The organism is Paraburkholderia sp. JPY465 (assembly GCF_050436725.1).
In the GTDB taxonomy this organism is placed as follows: domain Bacteria; phylum Pseudomonadota; class Gammaproteobacteria; order Burkholderiales; family Burkholderiaceae; genus Paraburkholderia; species Paraburkholderia youngii.
Map to the genome: position 1 here is coordinate 1,636,663 of NZ_JBNDMT010000002.1, position 14,633 is coordinate 1,651,295.

At 64.9% G+C, this 14,633-nt stretch carries 17 protein-coding genes; 4 read left to right on the forward strand and 13 right to left on the reverse strand.

Going from position 1 to position 14,633, the window contains the following annotated elements; all coding sequences use genetic code 11:
* Window positions 1–55 precede the first annotated feature (55 nt).
* Window positions 56–901 carry a TOBE domain-containing protein gene (locus QFZ94_RS09580; protein ID WP_368584132.1) on the forward strand — a complete coding sequence of 282 codons (846 nt, stop codon included), beginning with the start codon at window positions 56–58 and terminating at the stop codon, window positions 899–901.
* Between the two features lie 63 nt (window positions 902–964).
* On the opposite strand, the gene QFZ94_RS09585 is transcribed toward QFZ94_RS09580, so the two are convergent.
* The 4 genes from QFZ94_RS09585 to QFZ94_RS09600 form a co-directional block, all read right to left on the reverse strand.
* Complete coding sequence (locus tag QFZ94_RS09585) at window positions 965–1,675, reverse strand: sulfate/molybdate ABC transporter ATP-binding protein (RefSeq protein ID WP_429456477.1); 711 nt, start codon at window positions 1,673–1,675, stop codon at window positions 965–967.
* A 1-nt stretch (window position 1,676) separates the two neighbouring features.
* Entirely contained in the window at window positions 1,677–2,351 is a 675-nt protein-coding gene (modB, locus tag QFZ94_RS09590) for a molybdate ABC transporter permease subunit (RefSeq protein WP_429456479.1), read from the reverse strand.
* 22 nt (window positions 2,352–2,373) lie between these two features.
* A complete protein-coding gene (modA, locus tag QFZ94_RS09595) occupies window positions 2,374–3,147 on the reverse strand; it encodes a molybdate ABC transporter substrate-binding protein (protein ID WP_429456481.1) in 774 nt (257 codons plus the stop codon).
* Window positions 3,148–3,335: 188 nt separating this feature from the next.
* Window positions 3,336–4,037, reverse strand: coding sequence for a phosphatase PAP2 family protein (locus QFZ94_RS09600; protein ID WP_429456483.1), 702 nt, complete (start codon window positions 4,035–4,037; stop codon window positions 3,336–3,338).
* A gap of 360 nt (window positions 4,038–4,397) precedes the next feature.
* Here QFZ94_RS09600 and QFZ94_RS09605 point away from each other — a divergent pair, with 360 nt between their 5' ends.
* Complete coding sequence (locus tag QFZ94_RS09605; RefSeq protein ID WP_429456485.1) at window positions 4,398–5,576, forward strand: extracellular catalytic domain type 1 short-chain-length polyhydroxyalkanoate depolymerase; 1,179 nt, start codon at window positions 4,398–4,400, stop codon at window positions 5,574–5,576.
* Window positions 5,577–5,685: 109 nt separating this feature from the next.
* Complete coding sequence (locus QFZ94_RS09610) at window positions 5,686–5,868, forward strand: DUF3563 family protein (protein ID WP_176378905.1); 183 nt, start codon at window positions 5,686–5,688, stop codon at window positions 5,866–5,868.
* Here the strand turns inward: QFZ94_RS09610 and QFZ94_RS09615 are convergent.
* From QFZ94_RS09615 to QFZ94_RS09645, 7 genes are all read right to left on the reverse strand, one after another.
* On the reverse strand, window positions 5,865–6,323 hold the full coding sequence (locus tag QFZ94_RS09615; protein ID WP_368584126.1) for a TspO/MBR family protein: 459 nt from the start codon (window positions 6,321–6,323) through the stop codon (window positions 5,865–5,867). The genes QFZ94_RS09610 and QFZ94_RS09615 overlap by 4 nt on opposite strands.
* 44 nt (window positions 6,324–6,367) lie before the next feature.
* Window positions 6,368–7,867 carry a cryptochrome/photolyase family protein gene (locus tag QFZ94_RS09620; RefSeq protein WP_429456488.1) on the reverse strand — a complete coding sequence of 500 codons (1,500 nt, stop codon included), beginning with the start codon at window positions 7,865–7,867 and terminating at the stop codon, window positions 6,368–6,370.
* Between the two features lie 186 nt (window positions 7,868–8,053).
* The gene (locus QFZ94_RS09625) at window positions 8,054–8,473 is read right to left on the reverse strand and encodes an organic hydroperoxide resistance protein (RefSeq protein ID WP_429456490.1); all 420 of its coding nucleotides are present in this window, start codon (window positions 8,471–8,473) and stop codon (window positions 8,054–8,056) included.
* A 171-nt stretch (window positions 8,474–8,644) separates the two neighbouring features.
* Window positions 8,645–9,097, reverse strand: a complete 453-nt coding sequence (locus QFZ94_RS09630; protein ID WP_429456492.1) for a MarR family winged helix-turn-helix transcriptional regulator — start codon at window positions 9,095–9,097, stop codon at window positions 8,645–8,647.
* A 170-nt stretch (window positions 9,098–9,267) separates the two neighbouring features.
* Window positions 9,268–10,074, reverse strand: a complete 807-nt coding sequence (locus QFZ94_RS09635) for a BPSS1780 family membrane protein (protein WP_368584122.1) — start codon at window positions 10,072–10,074, stop codon at window positions 9,268–9,270.
* On the reverse strand, window positions 10,065–11,060 hold the full coding sequence (locus QFZ94_RS09640; RefSeq protein WP_176107219.1) for a homoserine kinase: 996 nt from the start codon (window positions 11,058–11,060) through the stop codon (window positions 10,065–10,067). The genes QFZ94_RS09635 and QFZ94_RS09640 overlap by 10 nt, the downstream gene beginning before the upstream one ends.
* Before the next feature lie 214 nt (window positions 11,061–11,274).
* Window positions 11,275–11,673, reverse strand: a complete 399-nt coding sequence (locus tag QFZ94_RS09645; RefSeq protein ID WP_013092991.1) for a hypothetical protein — start codon at window positions 11,671–11,673, stop codon at window positions 11,275–11,277.
* A gap of 188 nt (window positions 11,674–11,861) precedes the next feature.
* Between QFZ94_RS09645 and QFZ94_RS09650 the strand changes: the two genes are divergently transcribed.
* The gene (locus tag QFZ94_RS09650) at window positions 11,862–13,388 is read left to right on the forward strand and encodes an AMP nucleosidase (protein WP_368584187.1); all 1,527 of its coding nucleotides are present in this window, start codon (window positions 11,862–11,864) and stop codon (window positions 13,386–13,388) included.
* Window positions 13,389–13,419: 31 nt separating this feature from the next.
* Here QFZ94_RS09650 and QFZ94_RS09655 read toward each other — a convergent pair whose 3' ends face one another.
* Window positions 13,420–13,950, reverse strand: coding sequence for a chromate transporter (locus QFZ94_RS09655; RefSeq protein WP_429456495.1), 531 nt, complete (start codon window positions 13,948–13,950; stop codon window positions 13,420–13,422).
* Window positions 13,947–14,516: a chromate transporter gene (locus QFZ94_RS09660; protein ID WP_429456497.1), complete on the reverse strand. Its 570-nt coding sequence runs from the start codon at window positions 14,514–14,516 to the stop codon at window positions 13,947–13,949. Before QFZ94_RS09660 ends, QFZ94_RS09655 begins: the two co-directional genes overlap by 4 nt.
* Between the last annotated feature and the right edge of the window lie 117 nt (window positions 14,517–14,633).

Consider the following 14,633-nt stretch of genomic DNA (forward strand, 5'->3'; position numbering starts at 1 on the left):
GCGCGTCGCTATAATGATTTTCCGCCCGACCACGTACGCTCGACTACTGTCCGTCATGACCACCGACCGCCCCGATCCTCCGCGCGACGCTCTCGAACTCGGCGGCTCCGTCTGGTTTCAAGCCGGCACGCAGACGCTCGGCGGCGCGGCCCGTATCGCGCTGCTCGCAGCGATTGGCGAGACCGGCTCGATCACGAGCGCGGCGAAGGCGGTCGGCATCAGCTACAAAGGCGCGTGGGATGCCATCGACACGATGAACAACCTCGCCGGCGAGCCGCTCGTCGTGCGTCTGACCGGCGGCAAGGGCGGCGGCGGCACGACGCTGACGCCGCGCGCGGTGAAGCTGATCGACACGTTTCGCGCGGTCGAGCGCGAGCATCGGCGCTTTCTCGAACGCGCCGGCGCGGCGATCGGCGAAGGCTTCGCGACGGACTGGGACCTGATCGGCCGCATCGGCGTGAAGACGAGCGCGCGCAATCAGTTCTACGGCACGGTGTCGACGATCGAGCGCGGCACCGTCAACGACGAGGTGTCGCTCGCGCTGCCCGGCGGCCACACGATCGTCGCGGTGCTCACGCACGAGAGCACCGAAGCGCTCGGGCTCGCGGTCGGCGTGGCGGCGTTTGCGCTGATCAAGGCGTCGTGGGTCGTGCTGCTCGTTGCGGGTGACGGCGATGGCGATGCGCCGTTGAAGCTGTCGGCGCGCAATCAGTTGCGCGGCACCGTGCAGAGCGTGAAGCGCGGCGCGGTGAACGCGGAAGTGTCGCTCGGGCTCGAAGGCGGCGCGGTTGTCACCGCGATCGTCACCAATGGCAGCGTCGACACGCTCGGTTTGCAGGAAGGCGCGAGTGCGGTCGCCGTGTTCAAGGCGTCGAGCGTGATACTCGGCGTGAAGGATTGAGGCTTGCCGGGGCGTAGTGGAGGCGCAAGCCAAGCCTCGAAGCGAGGGCGCCAAGCCGCCCGCTCAACGAGGTGACGCCTCGCTGCGCGCATACCCGGGAAAAGGATGATCCTCGAGCACGCGGCCGTCGCTGATCTGCACGACCTGATCGCCGAATGCGGCGACGTCGTTGGGATCGTGCGTGATCAGCACCATCGGAATGTCGAGCCGCGTTTGCAGGTCCGATAGCTCGCGCCGCATGCGCTGGCGCAACTGGCTATCCAGCGCGGAAAACGGCTCGTCGAGCAGCAGCAGGCGCGGCTGCGAAATGAGCGCGCGCGCGAGCGCGACCCGCTGCTTCTGCCCGCCCGACAGTTGCGCCGGATGATTGCCCGCCACGCCCCTCAATTCGAGCGCGTCGAGCCAGTAATCGACCTCCGTGTGCGCGCCGCGCGCGCGCGGATTGAGCCAGCCCTGGTGTAGCCCGAAGCCGATGTTTTGCCGCACGTTCAGATGCGGAAACAGCGCGTAGTCCTGAAACAGATACGCGATCTTGCGCGCCTGCGGCTTCTGATCGATACCGACCGCGCTATCGAACAAGGTGGTGCCGTGCAGGGTGATGATCCCTTCATCGGGACGCAGCAAGCCGGCGATCGCCTGCAACGTCAGGCTTTTACCCGCGCCCGACGGTCCGAACAGCACGAGCCGTTGCGTGTTCGCGCTGAACGCGATGTCGAGCGTGAAGCGCCGCTCGGCGGTCTCGAAGGTCTTGCGGATGGCGACGTTGAGCGGCATGTCAGCGGGCTCTCAGAAGCGTGTGCTGCGGCACGAGGCGTCCCGCGAGCAGCAGGATCGTCACGCACGCGACCGAGGTCACGAGCACGAGGAAGTTGGCGGTGCGGTCGTCGCCGGCCTGCACCGCCGAATAGACCGCGACCGACAGTGTCTGCGTGCGGCCCGGCAGGTTGCCCGCGACCATCAGCGTCGCGCCGAATTCGCCGAGCGCGCGCGCGAACGCGAGCAGGCCGCCGGCGAGGATGCCGCGCGCGGCGAGCGGCAGCGTCACGCGGAAAAACACCGCGGGCTCGCTGATCCCGAGCGTGCGCGCCGCGTGCTCCAGCTGCGGATCGACGCCTTCAAAGGCGGCGCGCGCCGACTTCAGCACCAGCGGAAACGCGACCACCGTCGACGCGATCACCGCGCCCTGCCACGTGAAGACGAGCTGGATGTCGAAGCGGTCGAGCCACGCGCCGATCACGCCGCGTCGGCCGAGCAGTACGAGCAGGTAGTAGCCGAGCACGGTGGGCGGCAGCACGAGCGGCAGCATCAGCAGCGAATCAATCACGTCGCGCGCGCCGGAGCGCCAGCGCGACAGACCGAGCGCCACCGCGACGCCGAGCACGAGATTGAGCGCGGTGGCCCAGCCCGCGACCTTCAGCGACAGCAGCAGCGGAACCCAGGCCTGTTCCATGAGCGTGTGCTCTCCGTGTGAATCAATGCGCCGGCTTGAAGCCGTACTTCGCGAGCACCGCCTGGCCGGCCGGCGACAGCACGAAGTCGATAAATGCCTGAGCGTCGGCTGCGTGATGGCTGCCTTCGACCTGCGCGATCGGATAGGTGATCGGCGTTTGCGTCGGCAGGCTCATCGCGACCTTGACCTTGTCGGGCATGATCGCGGCGTCGGTGCCGAACACGAAGCCGGCGTCGACTTCGCCGCGCGCGACGTAATCGAGGCTCTGACGCACGTTCGACGCAAGCACCGCCTTCGCGTTGACCGCGTCCCACACGCCCGCGGCCTGCAGCGCGCCCTGCGTGTAGCGGCCGACCGGCACCGAGGCCGGATCGCCGAATGCGACGCGCTTGACGTTCGCGGTCGTCAGCGCCTTCAGGTTGGCGGGAGCGAGATGACTGTCGGCCGGTACGATCAGCACCAGCGAGTTGGCGGCGAAGTCGCGCCGCGTCGCCGGCACGATCACCTTTTCTGCGGCGGCCTTGTCCATTGCCTTCTGATCGGCGGACGCGAAAACGTCGGCGGGCGCGCCTTTGACGATCTGTTGCATCAGCACGTCGGACGCGCCGAAGTTCAGCAGAACCTTGGTGCCCGGATGCTGCTGCTCGAACGCGTCGCCGACCGCCTTGAACGCATTGGTCAGACTGGCGGCGGCCGAGACCACCAGTTCATCGGCGTGCGCATTCACGCTGACCACGACGGAGGCAGCGGCTGCGACGCACAGCGCGTACTGCTTCAGATGGCGAGAGAGGGTCATGTAGGCTCTGGAGTCTGACGTGAACGGGAAGCAGCGGCTTAAAACCCTATCGTAATATATGCGCGGTTATAGCGGTGGGCGAAACGATCGATTCGGTGTTGCGCTTCGCGCATAGCGCGAGCGCAAGCGAAGCGTTACGAAACTGTAAAAGGAAGCTCGAAAACGCGCCGGAAGGGCCGGTGCAGCGTTCAGATGTCCGACGCGCGCATCGGCTCGAGCCTATTGCGAGTTTGCGACAGCGGCGCGGCCGATGGCCGAATGATGCGGGTGGACCGCCATGTCGCGCGAATGAACGGCCGGTCGTGGCCGGACACCTTCAGCGCGATATGCGTGACCCAGCGCTGCGTGGGCACGTGCACGCCATGCATCAGCAGTGCGAGCACCATCATGCTGACGGCGACCGGCAGCGCCGACAGCCGGTCCGCTTCCGCATTCCACGCGATTCGCACGAACGCGAGCGCGGCAAGCGCGCCGACGAGGCAGCCAGTCACCGCTTCGGACGGCGAATGCGCGCTCAGCACGACGCGCGACAAGCCCACCGCCAGGCCGGCGGCAAGCCCTGCAAGCACACCCAGCACCCGGATGGCGCGGCGCGCAGGCAATAGCATCAAAAATAACGCGACCGGATAGACGGCGGTGGACAGCATGGAGTGACCGCTGACGCCGGTGAAATCGAGTTCGCGCACGCCGACGCCCCACCCGAGGAAGGCGAGCTTGGTCACGGTCACGACGCCGATCGCCGTACCCAGCAGTGCGAGCCAGCAGGCCGCGAGGCGCCACGAGTAGCCGACCGCCAACCACAGCGCTATGGCGAACGCGAGCGGCAGCGTCAAGCCGGCGCCGCCGAGGCTAGTGATCGAATACCACAGGTGGATCGGTAAATCGGGCATGGGCGAAGCGCGACGGGGTCGCGTGAAATCGGGTTGGTGGAAATCGGCGCGCTGCCGGCGCGGAACGCCGCTGCGGCCAGGATCGACACGTCGGGAAATCAACCGCCAGTATAGTCGGGTGTCGCGCGAACGGTCTCGCGGCGCACGGCGCATTTGCGCGCCGAAGTGTGGGCTGCCGAACAGCTATCGACGCAGTTTGACGACAGGCCGCAGGCAAGGTTCGGGGTGACTGAAATGGGCACGAAGACCGGCGCCGACGTTCAGCAACGCAGGAAAAATGATGTTATTGTGCATTGCACAACTTCATCTGATCCGCAGTATCTGGGGTCCGTTTTTGTCCCTTTTGCGAGGCTATCGCCGATGGCAAAAAGCCTGTCGAAAATCTGGCTGCGCGGTTTCAAGCGCCTGCTCGCGATCCAAACCGAACACGCGCAAAAAACCGCCAAGCGAGTACAGGCGCGACCGGCTCGCGCCGCTACCACCAAACCGTCGAGCAAGGCTCATCCACTGAAGCCGACTGCCGCGCTGCGCAAGCCCGCGAAACGCGAAGCGCCGCGCGAGTCGCGCGTGCGTCCCCGGGCGGCCGCATGGGCGAGCGGCGCGTGGACGCGCTCGTTCCATTCCGCGCCGGCCGCGCCGGGCCGGCTGGTCAATCATTTGCAGTACGGGCTCTATATACCGTCCGGGCACGCGCACGAGGCGATGCCGCTCGTCGTGATGCTGCACGGCTGCACGCAGTCGATCGACGAGTTCGCCGAAGGCACGCGGATGAACCTGCTCGCCGATCGCTACGGCTTCGCGGTCGTGTACCCCGAACAATCGAAGCACGCGCACTCGCACCGCTGCTGGCATTGGTACGACGCCGGCGACAACGCGGGCGGCGCGGAAGCGCGCGCGGTCGTCTCGCTGGTGGATGCGCTGGTCGAGCAGCACGGCTTTGACCGCGAGCGTGTGTACGTGGCGGGGATTTCGGCGGGCGCGGGGCTGACGGCGCTGTTGGCCGTCAGGTATCCGCAGCATTTCGCCGCTGTCGCGCTGCATTCCGGCCCCGCGTTCGGCGAAGCCCGCTCCGGCATTACCGCGATGGACGTCATGCGGCGTGGCGCGCGTCGCGAGCCGGTTGAACTCGTCGACGAAACGACGAACGTCGCGCAGTACCCGGGGATGCCGGCATTGATCATCCATGGCGACGCCGACCATGTGGTCACGCCGGTCAACGCCGACCAGTTGGCGACACAGTTCGTGCGCCTGAACCGCCTCATCGACGCAAACGGCGCGCGCAAAGCCGGCGAGACGCGCGAAGACCGCAAAAATGGCGTCGTGGTGCGCGATTATCTGCGCGGCGGGCGGCGCGTGGTGCGCGTATGTCGCGTGCAAGGGCTCGGTCACGCATGGGCCGGCGGCGACGATGCGCTGCCGTTCCATTCGTCCAAGGGCCCGGACGCGAGCGCTATGTTGTGGGAGTTTTTCCGGCACCAGCGTCGCACGGACGCAGGCCGCATCGCGGAAGGATTCGCGGCGTCTTCGGCTGGGCGGTGACGTCCGAGCAACACCTCGAAAATGAACAGTAGCGCGAACTCAGGGTTTTCCCTATAATACGGGTTATCCCTTAGGCGCAAACGCCTAGCTATCATTGCCGAGGTGAACCATGTATCTGCTCAGCCGCCTGTTCCTCTTTTTGACCAAGTCGCCGGACCAGCTCGCAAAAGAGCGTGCTGACGCTTATCTGGCCGAAGCGACCGATCTCTACGACCTCGAATTCCGTATGCGCAAGCTCGATCAGGAATCGAACCTGCGTGCGCCGTCGTGGATGAGCCAGCACTACGGCTAAGCAGCCGGATTCAGCTGCCACAACGCGTAGTTCAGAAGGGCCGCATACGCGACCCACACGACGTACGGCACGAGCACAATGCCCGCGAGGCGATCGCGTCGCCAGAACACATACGTCAGCATCACGATCAGCAGCAGCAAGATCAGGATGTCGATCAGTGCTATCTGCGGCCGATGCAGGCCGAAAAACAGCCACATCCATGCTGCGTTGAACAGCAACTGCACGACCCACAGTACGATCGCCGCGCTCGGGCCGTCGCGCTTCCACACGCGCCAGGCGGAAAACGCCATCAGCACGTAAAGCACGGTCCACACGGGCGGGAAAACCCAGTTCGGCGGATTGAACACGGGCTTTTGCAGGCCCGTGTACCACGCATCCGGCAGCGACAGACTCGCGGCCCAGCCGGCCGCCAGCGTCAGAATCAGAAACACGAGCAGCGACGGCAGACGGCGCATCTTCACCCCTCCAGACGTTCTTATTCAACGATGTGAGCAGGCACTCACTTTCCGTATCGGGCCAGTGTGCGCTCGCGGGCTTGTGCGTGATCGACGATCGGCTCGGGATAATTTCCGCCTAACACCACGCCGAACTCCGCGAGCCGCTCCGCACCTGCCAGCCACGGCGCGTGAATCCATTTTGCCGGCAACTTGGCGAGCTGGGGTAGATATCGTTTGATAAAGCGTCCGTCGGGGTCGAATTTTTCGGATTGCGTGACCGGATTGAAAATACGGAAGTAAGGTTGCGCGTCGCAGCCGGTCGAGGCGGCCCACTGCCAGCCGCCGTTGTTCGCCGAGAAATCGAAGTCGTTCAGCAGATCGGCGAAGTAGCGCTCGCCGAGCCGCCAGTCGATGCCGAGATCTTTCGCGAGGAAGCTCGCCGTGACCATCCGCAGGCGGTTGTGCATATAGCCGGTCCGGTTCAACTGCAGCATCGCGGCATCCACGAGCGGATAGCCGGTGCGGCCGTCGCACCAGGCGGCGAACGCTGCGTCGGCCGAGGGACCTTTTTCCCAGCGCAAATGCTCGTATCCCGGTTTGAACGGCGCGCCTTTCGCGATGCGCGGATGGTGCGCCAGGACCATGAAGTAGAAGTCCCGCCAGATCAGTTCCGACAACCACGTTGCCGCGCCTTTGCCGTCGGGTTGCAGCGACATCTCGTACGCGAGCCGTGCGAGTGTGCGGATCGATATCGTGCCGAAGCGCAGGTGCACCGACAGATAGCTCGGCCCCTTGGCGGCGGGGAAATCACGCCTGTCCGCGTAGCTATCGATGCGCGTCAGAAAATCGTCGAGCAACTGTTGCGCGCCGCTCATGCCGGCGGGCAGTTGCAAGTCCGTCAGGTTGCTCGGCGTGAAGCCGAGCTGATCGAGCGTGGGCAAGCGACGATCGAGCTCGCGCGGCAGCGCCGCCAGATGCTTCGTGTAGGTCTCCACCGGGTAGGGCTTGAGATCGAACCCGTTCAATTGCTTGAGCCACGCGTTCCTGTACGGCGTGAAGACCGCGAACGGCTTGCCCTGGCCGTTCAGCAGCTCGTCGCGCTCGAAAATCGTCTGGTCCTTGAACGTTAGCCACTGCCGGCCCGCATCCTCGAGACGCTCGCCGACTGTCGCGTCGCGTTCGATCGCCACTGGCTCATAGTCGTGATTCGCGAACACCGCATCGACGCGCAACTCCGCCGCGAGCTTCGGCACCAGCTCGGCCGGATCGCCGTATAGCACGACGAGGCCGCCGCCGAGCGCGCGCAACGCGTCGTCGAGTTCAGCCAGTGACGCGAGAATGAAGTCAATGCGGCGATCCCGCACCGGCTCACCTGGGTGGCGCGTCTGCCAGGCATCGACGATTGGCTGCAGGATCGTCGTGTCGAACACGAACACGCACCAGACGCGCTCGCAATGCTTGAGCGCGTAGTACAGCGCGGCATGGTCGGTGCTGCGCAGATCGCGGCGAAACCAGACGAGGCCGGCGTCGAAACTGTCGTGCAGGCGGCGGGCGCGTGTCATCGGGAAGAGCGGTCGGAATGAAGGTAGTTGACGACCGGCATCGCACATAGCGTGCCGCACGCGCCAGAATGATCAGCGCCCGTCCCAATTGTGCAGGGTGCGGGCGCTGCTCGCGACGGCGCCGGGTAATGCGCCGTCAGCGGTTCTTCCCTGGCGGTGCTGATCGGCGCGACGGCCGACCTCACCTCAAGCGACGTGCAGACGAACCGCGACGTTGTTACGCGTAGCGTTCGAGTACGGGCAGACCTGGTGTGCCGCATCGACCAGTTCCTTCGCTGCGTCCGCAGCGAAGCCCGGCAGCGAGATACGCAGATCGATGTCGAGCGCGAAGCCGCCCTTGTCGTTCGGGCCGATGCCGACGTCGGCGGAAACCTGCGTGTCGGCCGGCAGGGCCTGCTTGCGCTGGCCGGCGACGAACTTCATGGCGCTCAGGAAACAGGCCGAGTAGCCGGCCGCGAACAGCTGTTCAGGGTTCGTGCCTGCCGCGCCATTCCCGCCGAGCTCACGCGGCGCGGCCAGCTTCACTTCCAATGCATTGTCCGACGATACGGCGCGGCCGTCGCGGCCACCGGTGCTCGTTGCGCTTGCCTTGTAGAGGATGTTCATGGTGCAGCTCCTTGTTTTGGGTGTCGAAGTTGGCATGTTTGCCGCTGGCTGCCGGTTCGCCGGTCTGGCGAAGTGCTAGCGAAGCGGCATGTGAGTAAGATAGTACACAAATCATTTGTGTGCAAATTAATTTTGCGGTTAAACCGGAACTAGTCCGTTTCAGTTATCGCACTACTGGTCCATAAAGTCGTTGAGCGTCGTGCGCAGGCGGGTGAGGTCGTCGCGCAGACGCAGCAGGAAGTCCGGCGACTGCTGCGTCGCGCAGAGGATCTCGCCGGGCACGTCGCGCGCCTGACGCTTGAGCGCTTTGCCCGCGCCGGTCAAGCGAATGTAGACGAGGCGCTCATCGTCGGTGCCGCGCGCGCGCTCGACGAGTCCCTGCGCTTCGAGGCGCTTGAGCAGCGGCGTGACCGTCGCCGGGTCGAGATTCAGACGCGTGGCCATGTCCTTGACGGTGACGTCGTCGGTTTCCCACAGCACGAGCATCGCCAGATATTGTGGATACGTGAGTCCGAGCTTTTCGAGCAGCGGCTTGTACGCTTTCGTCATCGCGAGGGAGGTCGAGTAGAGCGCGAAGCACAGTTGCTCGTCGAGCGTGAAGGGGAGAGCGGGGCGCTGGGTCATGATCCACCTCGGCAAAAAAAAGCGTACAAATGGATTGCACACAAACCATTGTGCCGCAAATCGATTCAGAATGCCGGGCGTTGGGAGCAGGTGTTCCGACAGAGACGTCGGGGAGATGCGTAACACGCAATGCGCGGGCGCCAGAACGGCACCCGCGCGGGAACGACGGATCAGGCCGCCGGCGTGGTCGGCAGATCCGGCGTTTGCGGCGTCTGCACGCCGAAGCAGCCGCGATAGGTCGCGTAGAACGAGCAGTACAGCATGGTCGTCACGATCATCGTCGCGGGCATCAGGATCGCAAACGCGAAGTCCGCCGCGCCGAGCGCCTGCATCAGCGCGGACAGCCCGATCGACACGACCGTTGCGACTGCGAACCACAGCGCCGCAAACACGATGAAAGCGCCGCGATTGCGCCAGCAACTGACGACGCTGAAGAACATCGCTTTGACGGGCGGCACGTCATGCCAGGCGGCGAGGATCGGCGAGAACCAGAACAGCATCGCGACCGGCACGTAGAACGCGAGCGCGGTGATCACCGCGAGCGGGATATTGCTGTTGGCGATTGCGTTTTCATCCATCGACGCGTTGCCGAGCATCACCTTCAGCAGCATGCCGCCGTCGGCGAGCGCCGAGCCGGCCAGCACGAGCGCCATCGCGATCACATACAGCGCGCCGAGCACGAGCAGCCGCCGCGCGACCACCGGGCCATACGAATGAAAGCCGTCGACGAGAATGGTCGGAAACACCGGTTTGCCCGCGATCGTGTTGCGGCACGCGGCCATGAAGCCGACCGCGACACCCGGAATGAACAACAGCGGCAACACGCCGCCGACCACCGGAATCTGCGACACGAGCGTCATCACCAGCAAATAGGTGAAGAACAGCGTCAGGAAAGCGAGCGGATTCTTGCGGAACAGCCAGATGCCCTGGCGGAACCACACGTAGCCGGTTTTCGCGGGGACTTCGATCAGTTGCATGGGGTATGGATGCCTGGATTCGCGACGCCCAGCAGGCGCTCGCGCAGAATGCGTTCGAAATGACCGGGGTCGTGCGGCTTCAGCAGTTCGGCCGCGCGCGGCAAATGAAAATCATACAGGCGCGAGACCCAGAAACGGTATGCACCCGCACGCAGCATGTCGCCCCAGTGATGGTTTTCCTCGACGGTGAACGGCCGCACCGTCTGATACGCGCGCAACAGCGCCTCGGTGCGTTCGGAGTCGAGCTTGCCGGTCGCGAGGTCGACGCACCAGTCGTTGACCGTGACCGCGACGTCGAATAGCCACTTGTCGCAGCCGGCGAAATAGAAATCGAAGAAACCGCCGAGCCGCACTTCGTGGCCGGTCTCGGGCGCCGCGTGCGCGAACATCGCGTTGTCGCGGAACAGATCGGCGTGGCACGGACCCGAGGGCATGGCCGCGTAATCTGCGGAGGCGAAGAACGCCTCCTGATGCGCAAGCTCGGACGCCAGCAGATCGCGCTGCTCGCCTTCGAGATACGGCAGGATCGTCGGCACGGTCTCGCGCCACCACGGCAGGCTGCGCAGGTTCGGCTGATAACGCGGATAGTCGCGGCCCGCCAGGTGCATGCGCGCGAGCATGTGGCCGACCTCGGCGCAGTGCTCGACGCCGGGCGCGAGTTCCGGCGCGCCTTCGAGCTTCGTCACGATCGTCGCGGGTTTGCCGAGCAGCATGCCGAACAGCGCGCCGTCGAGGCGCGGCATCGGATCCGGCACCGGCACGCGATGCGCGGCAAGATGCCGCATCAGGTCCAGATAGAACGGCAGTTGTTCAGCTGTCAGCTTCTCGAAAATGGTCAGCACGTATTCGCCGCGCGTCGTCGTCAGAAAGAAGTTGCTGTTTTCAATGCCGGACGAAATGCCGCGAAACTCGACGACATCGCCGAGATCGTAGTGACTCATCCATTCTGCGAGTTGGGATTCGTTGACAGCGGTGAAGACGGCCATGCGGAAACGTCGGATCAGGTTGTTCGGGCTGGCGCTGTGCGGCCAGTGCGAGGTGAGACAAGCGAATGGGGTGCAGCGCGCGACGAGTGCGGAACGGCGAAATGTACGCGTCGCCGCATTCAGCGCAAGTTCATCGCGCCGCGGCCGCGATCGGGTGTAACCGGGTCACGACCACGCCGCGGCCGCCGTTGCCGGCGGGCCGCTTTCGTAACGATCAATAGCGGAGATTCACCGACGGCAGGCGGGTGCTGGGCTTGCCGCTGTCGTGAACGGTCGGCGACGTGTCGGGCGACGCGCTCATCTGGTAGCGCGTGCCGAAATTCGATTGCACGTTGATTTCGACCGGCTTGCCCTTGTCGCGGAATTCAGTGATTTCGGTGCCGTTCGGGCTGACCTCGTGAAAGCTCGGCGTGCGCGGAACGTTGTTGATGTCGACCTTCGAGCTGACCTCTGCGGCTGGACGATTGATCTTGGCGAGGTCCGGCAGACCGGCCCGTTCATTGGCGGACTGGGGCACGCCGGCGGGCGGCGGTTCGTCGACGGGCTGGGCAGCCATCGCGGCGTTGCCGAAGGCGAGAGCCAGCGCAACAGCGATGGGAAGGAGCGGCTTCATGGTGATTCTCCAATGGGGTGCCCGGATTCTAGCAAATCCGGCCTGGCGTTCGGGCGCGAAGCCTTATTTTGCGCCGCTTTCGCACATCACGCGCGCGTTCTCGCGAGCGCTGTTGCAAGCGTCGCCGCCGACATTTGGCAATAGCGGGTTCCGTGGTAATGTCGTCTCATCAAAAAGGGTGAACGATGATGAACAACGATATCAATCAGCGCACGGTGCAGACTCCCGCCAACAGCTTCCCTACCGAAGGCTTCGACGACGCGGCCGAAGCCGTCACCCGCCTCGCCGCGATCTACGAGGCGAACACGTCGTTCCTGCGCGATGCGTTCGCGCGCTACCGCCGCAACGAGCAGTTCGACCATCGTGTGCGCGCCTGCTATCCGTTCGTGCGCGTGCGTACCGACGTCAACACGCACATCGATTCGCGCCGCTCGTACGGGTTCGTCGCGGGGCCGGGCGTGTTCGAGACGACCGTCACGCGACCAGACCTGTTCGGTAACTACTATCGCGAGCAATTGCGGCTGCTGGCGAAAAACCATCACGTGCAGATCGAGGTCGGCGTGTCGGACCAGCCGATTCCGATTCATTTCGCATTCGCCGAGGGCATCCACCTCGAAGGCGATCTGGACCGCGAGCGCCTGTTCCTGATGCGCGACATCTTCGATACACCTGACCTCGCGCTGCTCGACGACCGCATCGTCAACGGCACGTACGAGCCGCTGCCGGGCGAGCCGCATCCGCTCGCATTGTTCACGGCGGCGCGCGTCGATTTTTCGCTGCATCGGCTGAAGCACTACACGGCGACTTCGCCGACGCATGTGCAGAACTACGTGCTGTACACGAACTACCAGTTCTATATCGACGAATTCGTCAAGCTCGGCCGCGCCATGATGGCCCGCACCGACGACGCGGAATTGCGCGCGTATCGCAGCGAATACACGTCGTTCGTCGAACCCGGCGACGTCGTCACCTACAACGAGAATCTCGGCGAGCAGGCGCAGGAGGGCACGCCGCCGCCGCGTCTGCCGCAGATGCCCGCGTATCACCTGAAACGCGCGGACGGCAGTGGCATCACGATGGTCAACATCGGGGTCGGGCCGTCGAATGCGAAGACCATCACCGATCACATCGCGGTGCTGCGCCCGCATGCGTGGATCATGCTCGGCCACTGCGCGGGGCTGCGCAACACGCAGCGTCTCGGCGACTACGTGCTCGCGCACGGCTATGTGCGCGAAGATCATGTGCTCGATGCCGATCTGCCGCTGTGGGTGCCGATTCCGGCGCTCGCCGAAGTGCAGGTCGCGCTCGAGCGCGCGGTCGCGCAGGTCACGCAACTCGATGGCGTCGAACTGAAGCGCGTGATGCGCACGGGCACCGTGGCGAGCGTCGACAATCGAAACTGGGAGCTGCGCGATCATCGCGAGCCGGTGCAGCGGCTATCGCAGAGCCGCGCGATCGCGCTCGATATGGAAAGCGCGACGATCGCCGCGAACGGCTTTCGCTTCCGGGTGCCTTACGGCACGCTGCTATGCGTGTCGGACAAGCCGCTGCACGGTGAGTTGAAGCTGCCGGGCATGGCCGATCAGTTCTATCGCGCGCAGGTCGACCAGCATCTGCAGATCGGCGTGAAGGCGATGGAATTGCTGCGCATGAACGGGTTGCATCGGTTGCATAGCCGCAAGCTGCGGAGTTTCGCGGAAGTCGCGTTTCAGTAACTCGGGCCGAGGCAGGGTGACGCTCGCGTGTTCAACCCTGCCCGAACCCGGTCAACCCGATCAGGCTTCCAGCGGCTAACAGCCACAACGGATGAATCCGCGTCTTCGTCGCCATCACGGACGTGAACGCGGTAATCGCCCACCCTATCGCGGTCGGATTCGACGCGCGCGCGATCAGCGCCGCGCTCGCCGCCACGAGGCCGGCCGTCACCGGCACGAGTCCGAGTTGCGCATAGCGGCGCCACGGGCGGTCCTTGAAGCGGTCCCACGCATGCAGCGCGAGGATCGTCACGAGCGACGAAGGCCCGAACTTCGCAATCGACGTGACGAGCATGCCGGCCCAGCCGGCCACATGCCAGCCGATCAGCGTGACGATCATCAGGTTCGGGCCGGGCGCGGCTTGAGCGAGCGCGAACAGCGCGCTGAATTCGCTGGCCGGCATCCAGTGATGCACGTCGACCACTTGCCGCTGCATCTCCGGAAGGATCGTATTGCCGCCGCCGAACGCGAGCAGCGACAGCTGACTAAAAATCGCCGCAAGGGATCCGAGCGTGTCGTTCATCGCGCGCTCCTTGCTGCAAGATAAATACTGAGCGGCGTGAGCACGAGCATCGTTGGCAGCAGCGGCAAGCGCAGCACGGCAATCGCAACGAAGCCGAGCACGGCGATCAACGCGGCGAGCGGCTTGTTGCGCAACGGCAGCACGATCTTGAATGCCATCGAAATCAGCAGGCCCGAAGCCGCCGCGGCGAGCCCCGCGAACAGATGACGCACGTGCGGATCGTTCTGCGTGTGTTCGTACAGCACGCCGAGCCCGATCACCACCAGCGAAGGCCCGGCAATCAAGCCGAGCAAACCGGCCAGCGCACCGGGCACGCCGCGAAAGCGCATGCCGATCGCGACCGATAGGTTGATGACGTTGCCGCCGGGCAGGAATTGACAGAGGCCGAGCAGGTCGGTGAATTCGTCGCTGGTCAGCCAACGGCGTTGCTCGACGAGTGCGCGGCGCGCGAGCGGCAACGCGCCACCGAATGAAATGAGGCCGAGCCCGAGAAAGCCGCCGAAGATCTCACGCAACGTTGGCGTGGGTGCGAGCGCGGCCTCGGGCGAGGTGAGGTCGTTGTTCATATCGCGAGCTTCGGGTACAAGCTGGGGAGGTTAGCGCCGAACGGCAAGCCTGCAAAACGAAAGCGGGCAGCCCGCAGGCTGCCCGCCATGTGCGCGACCTGATGGGTGCGCAATGCA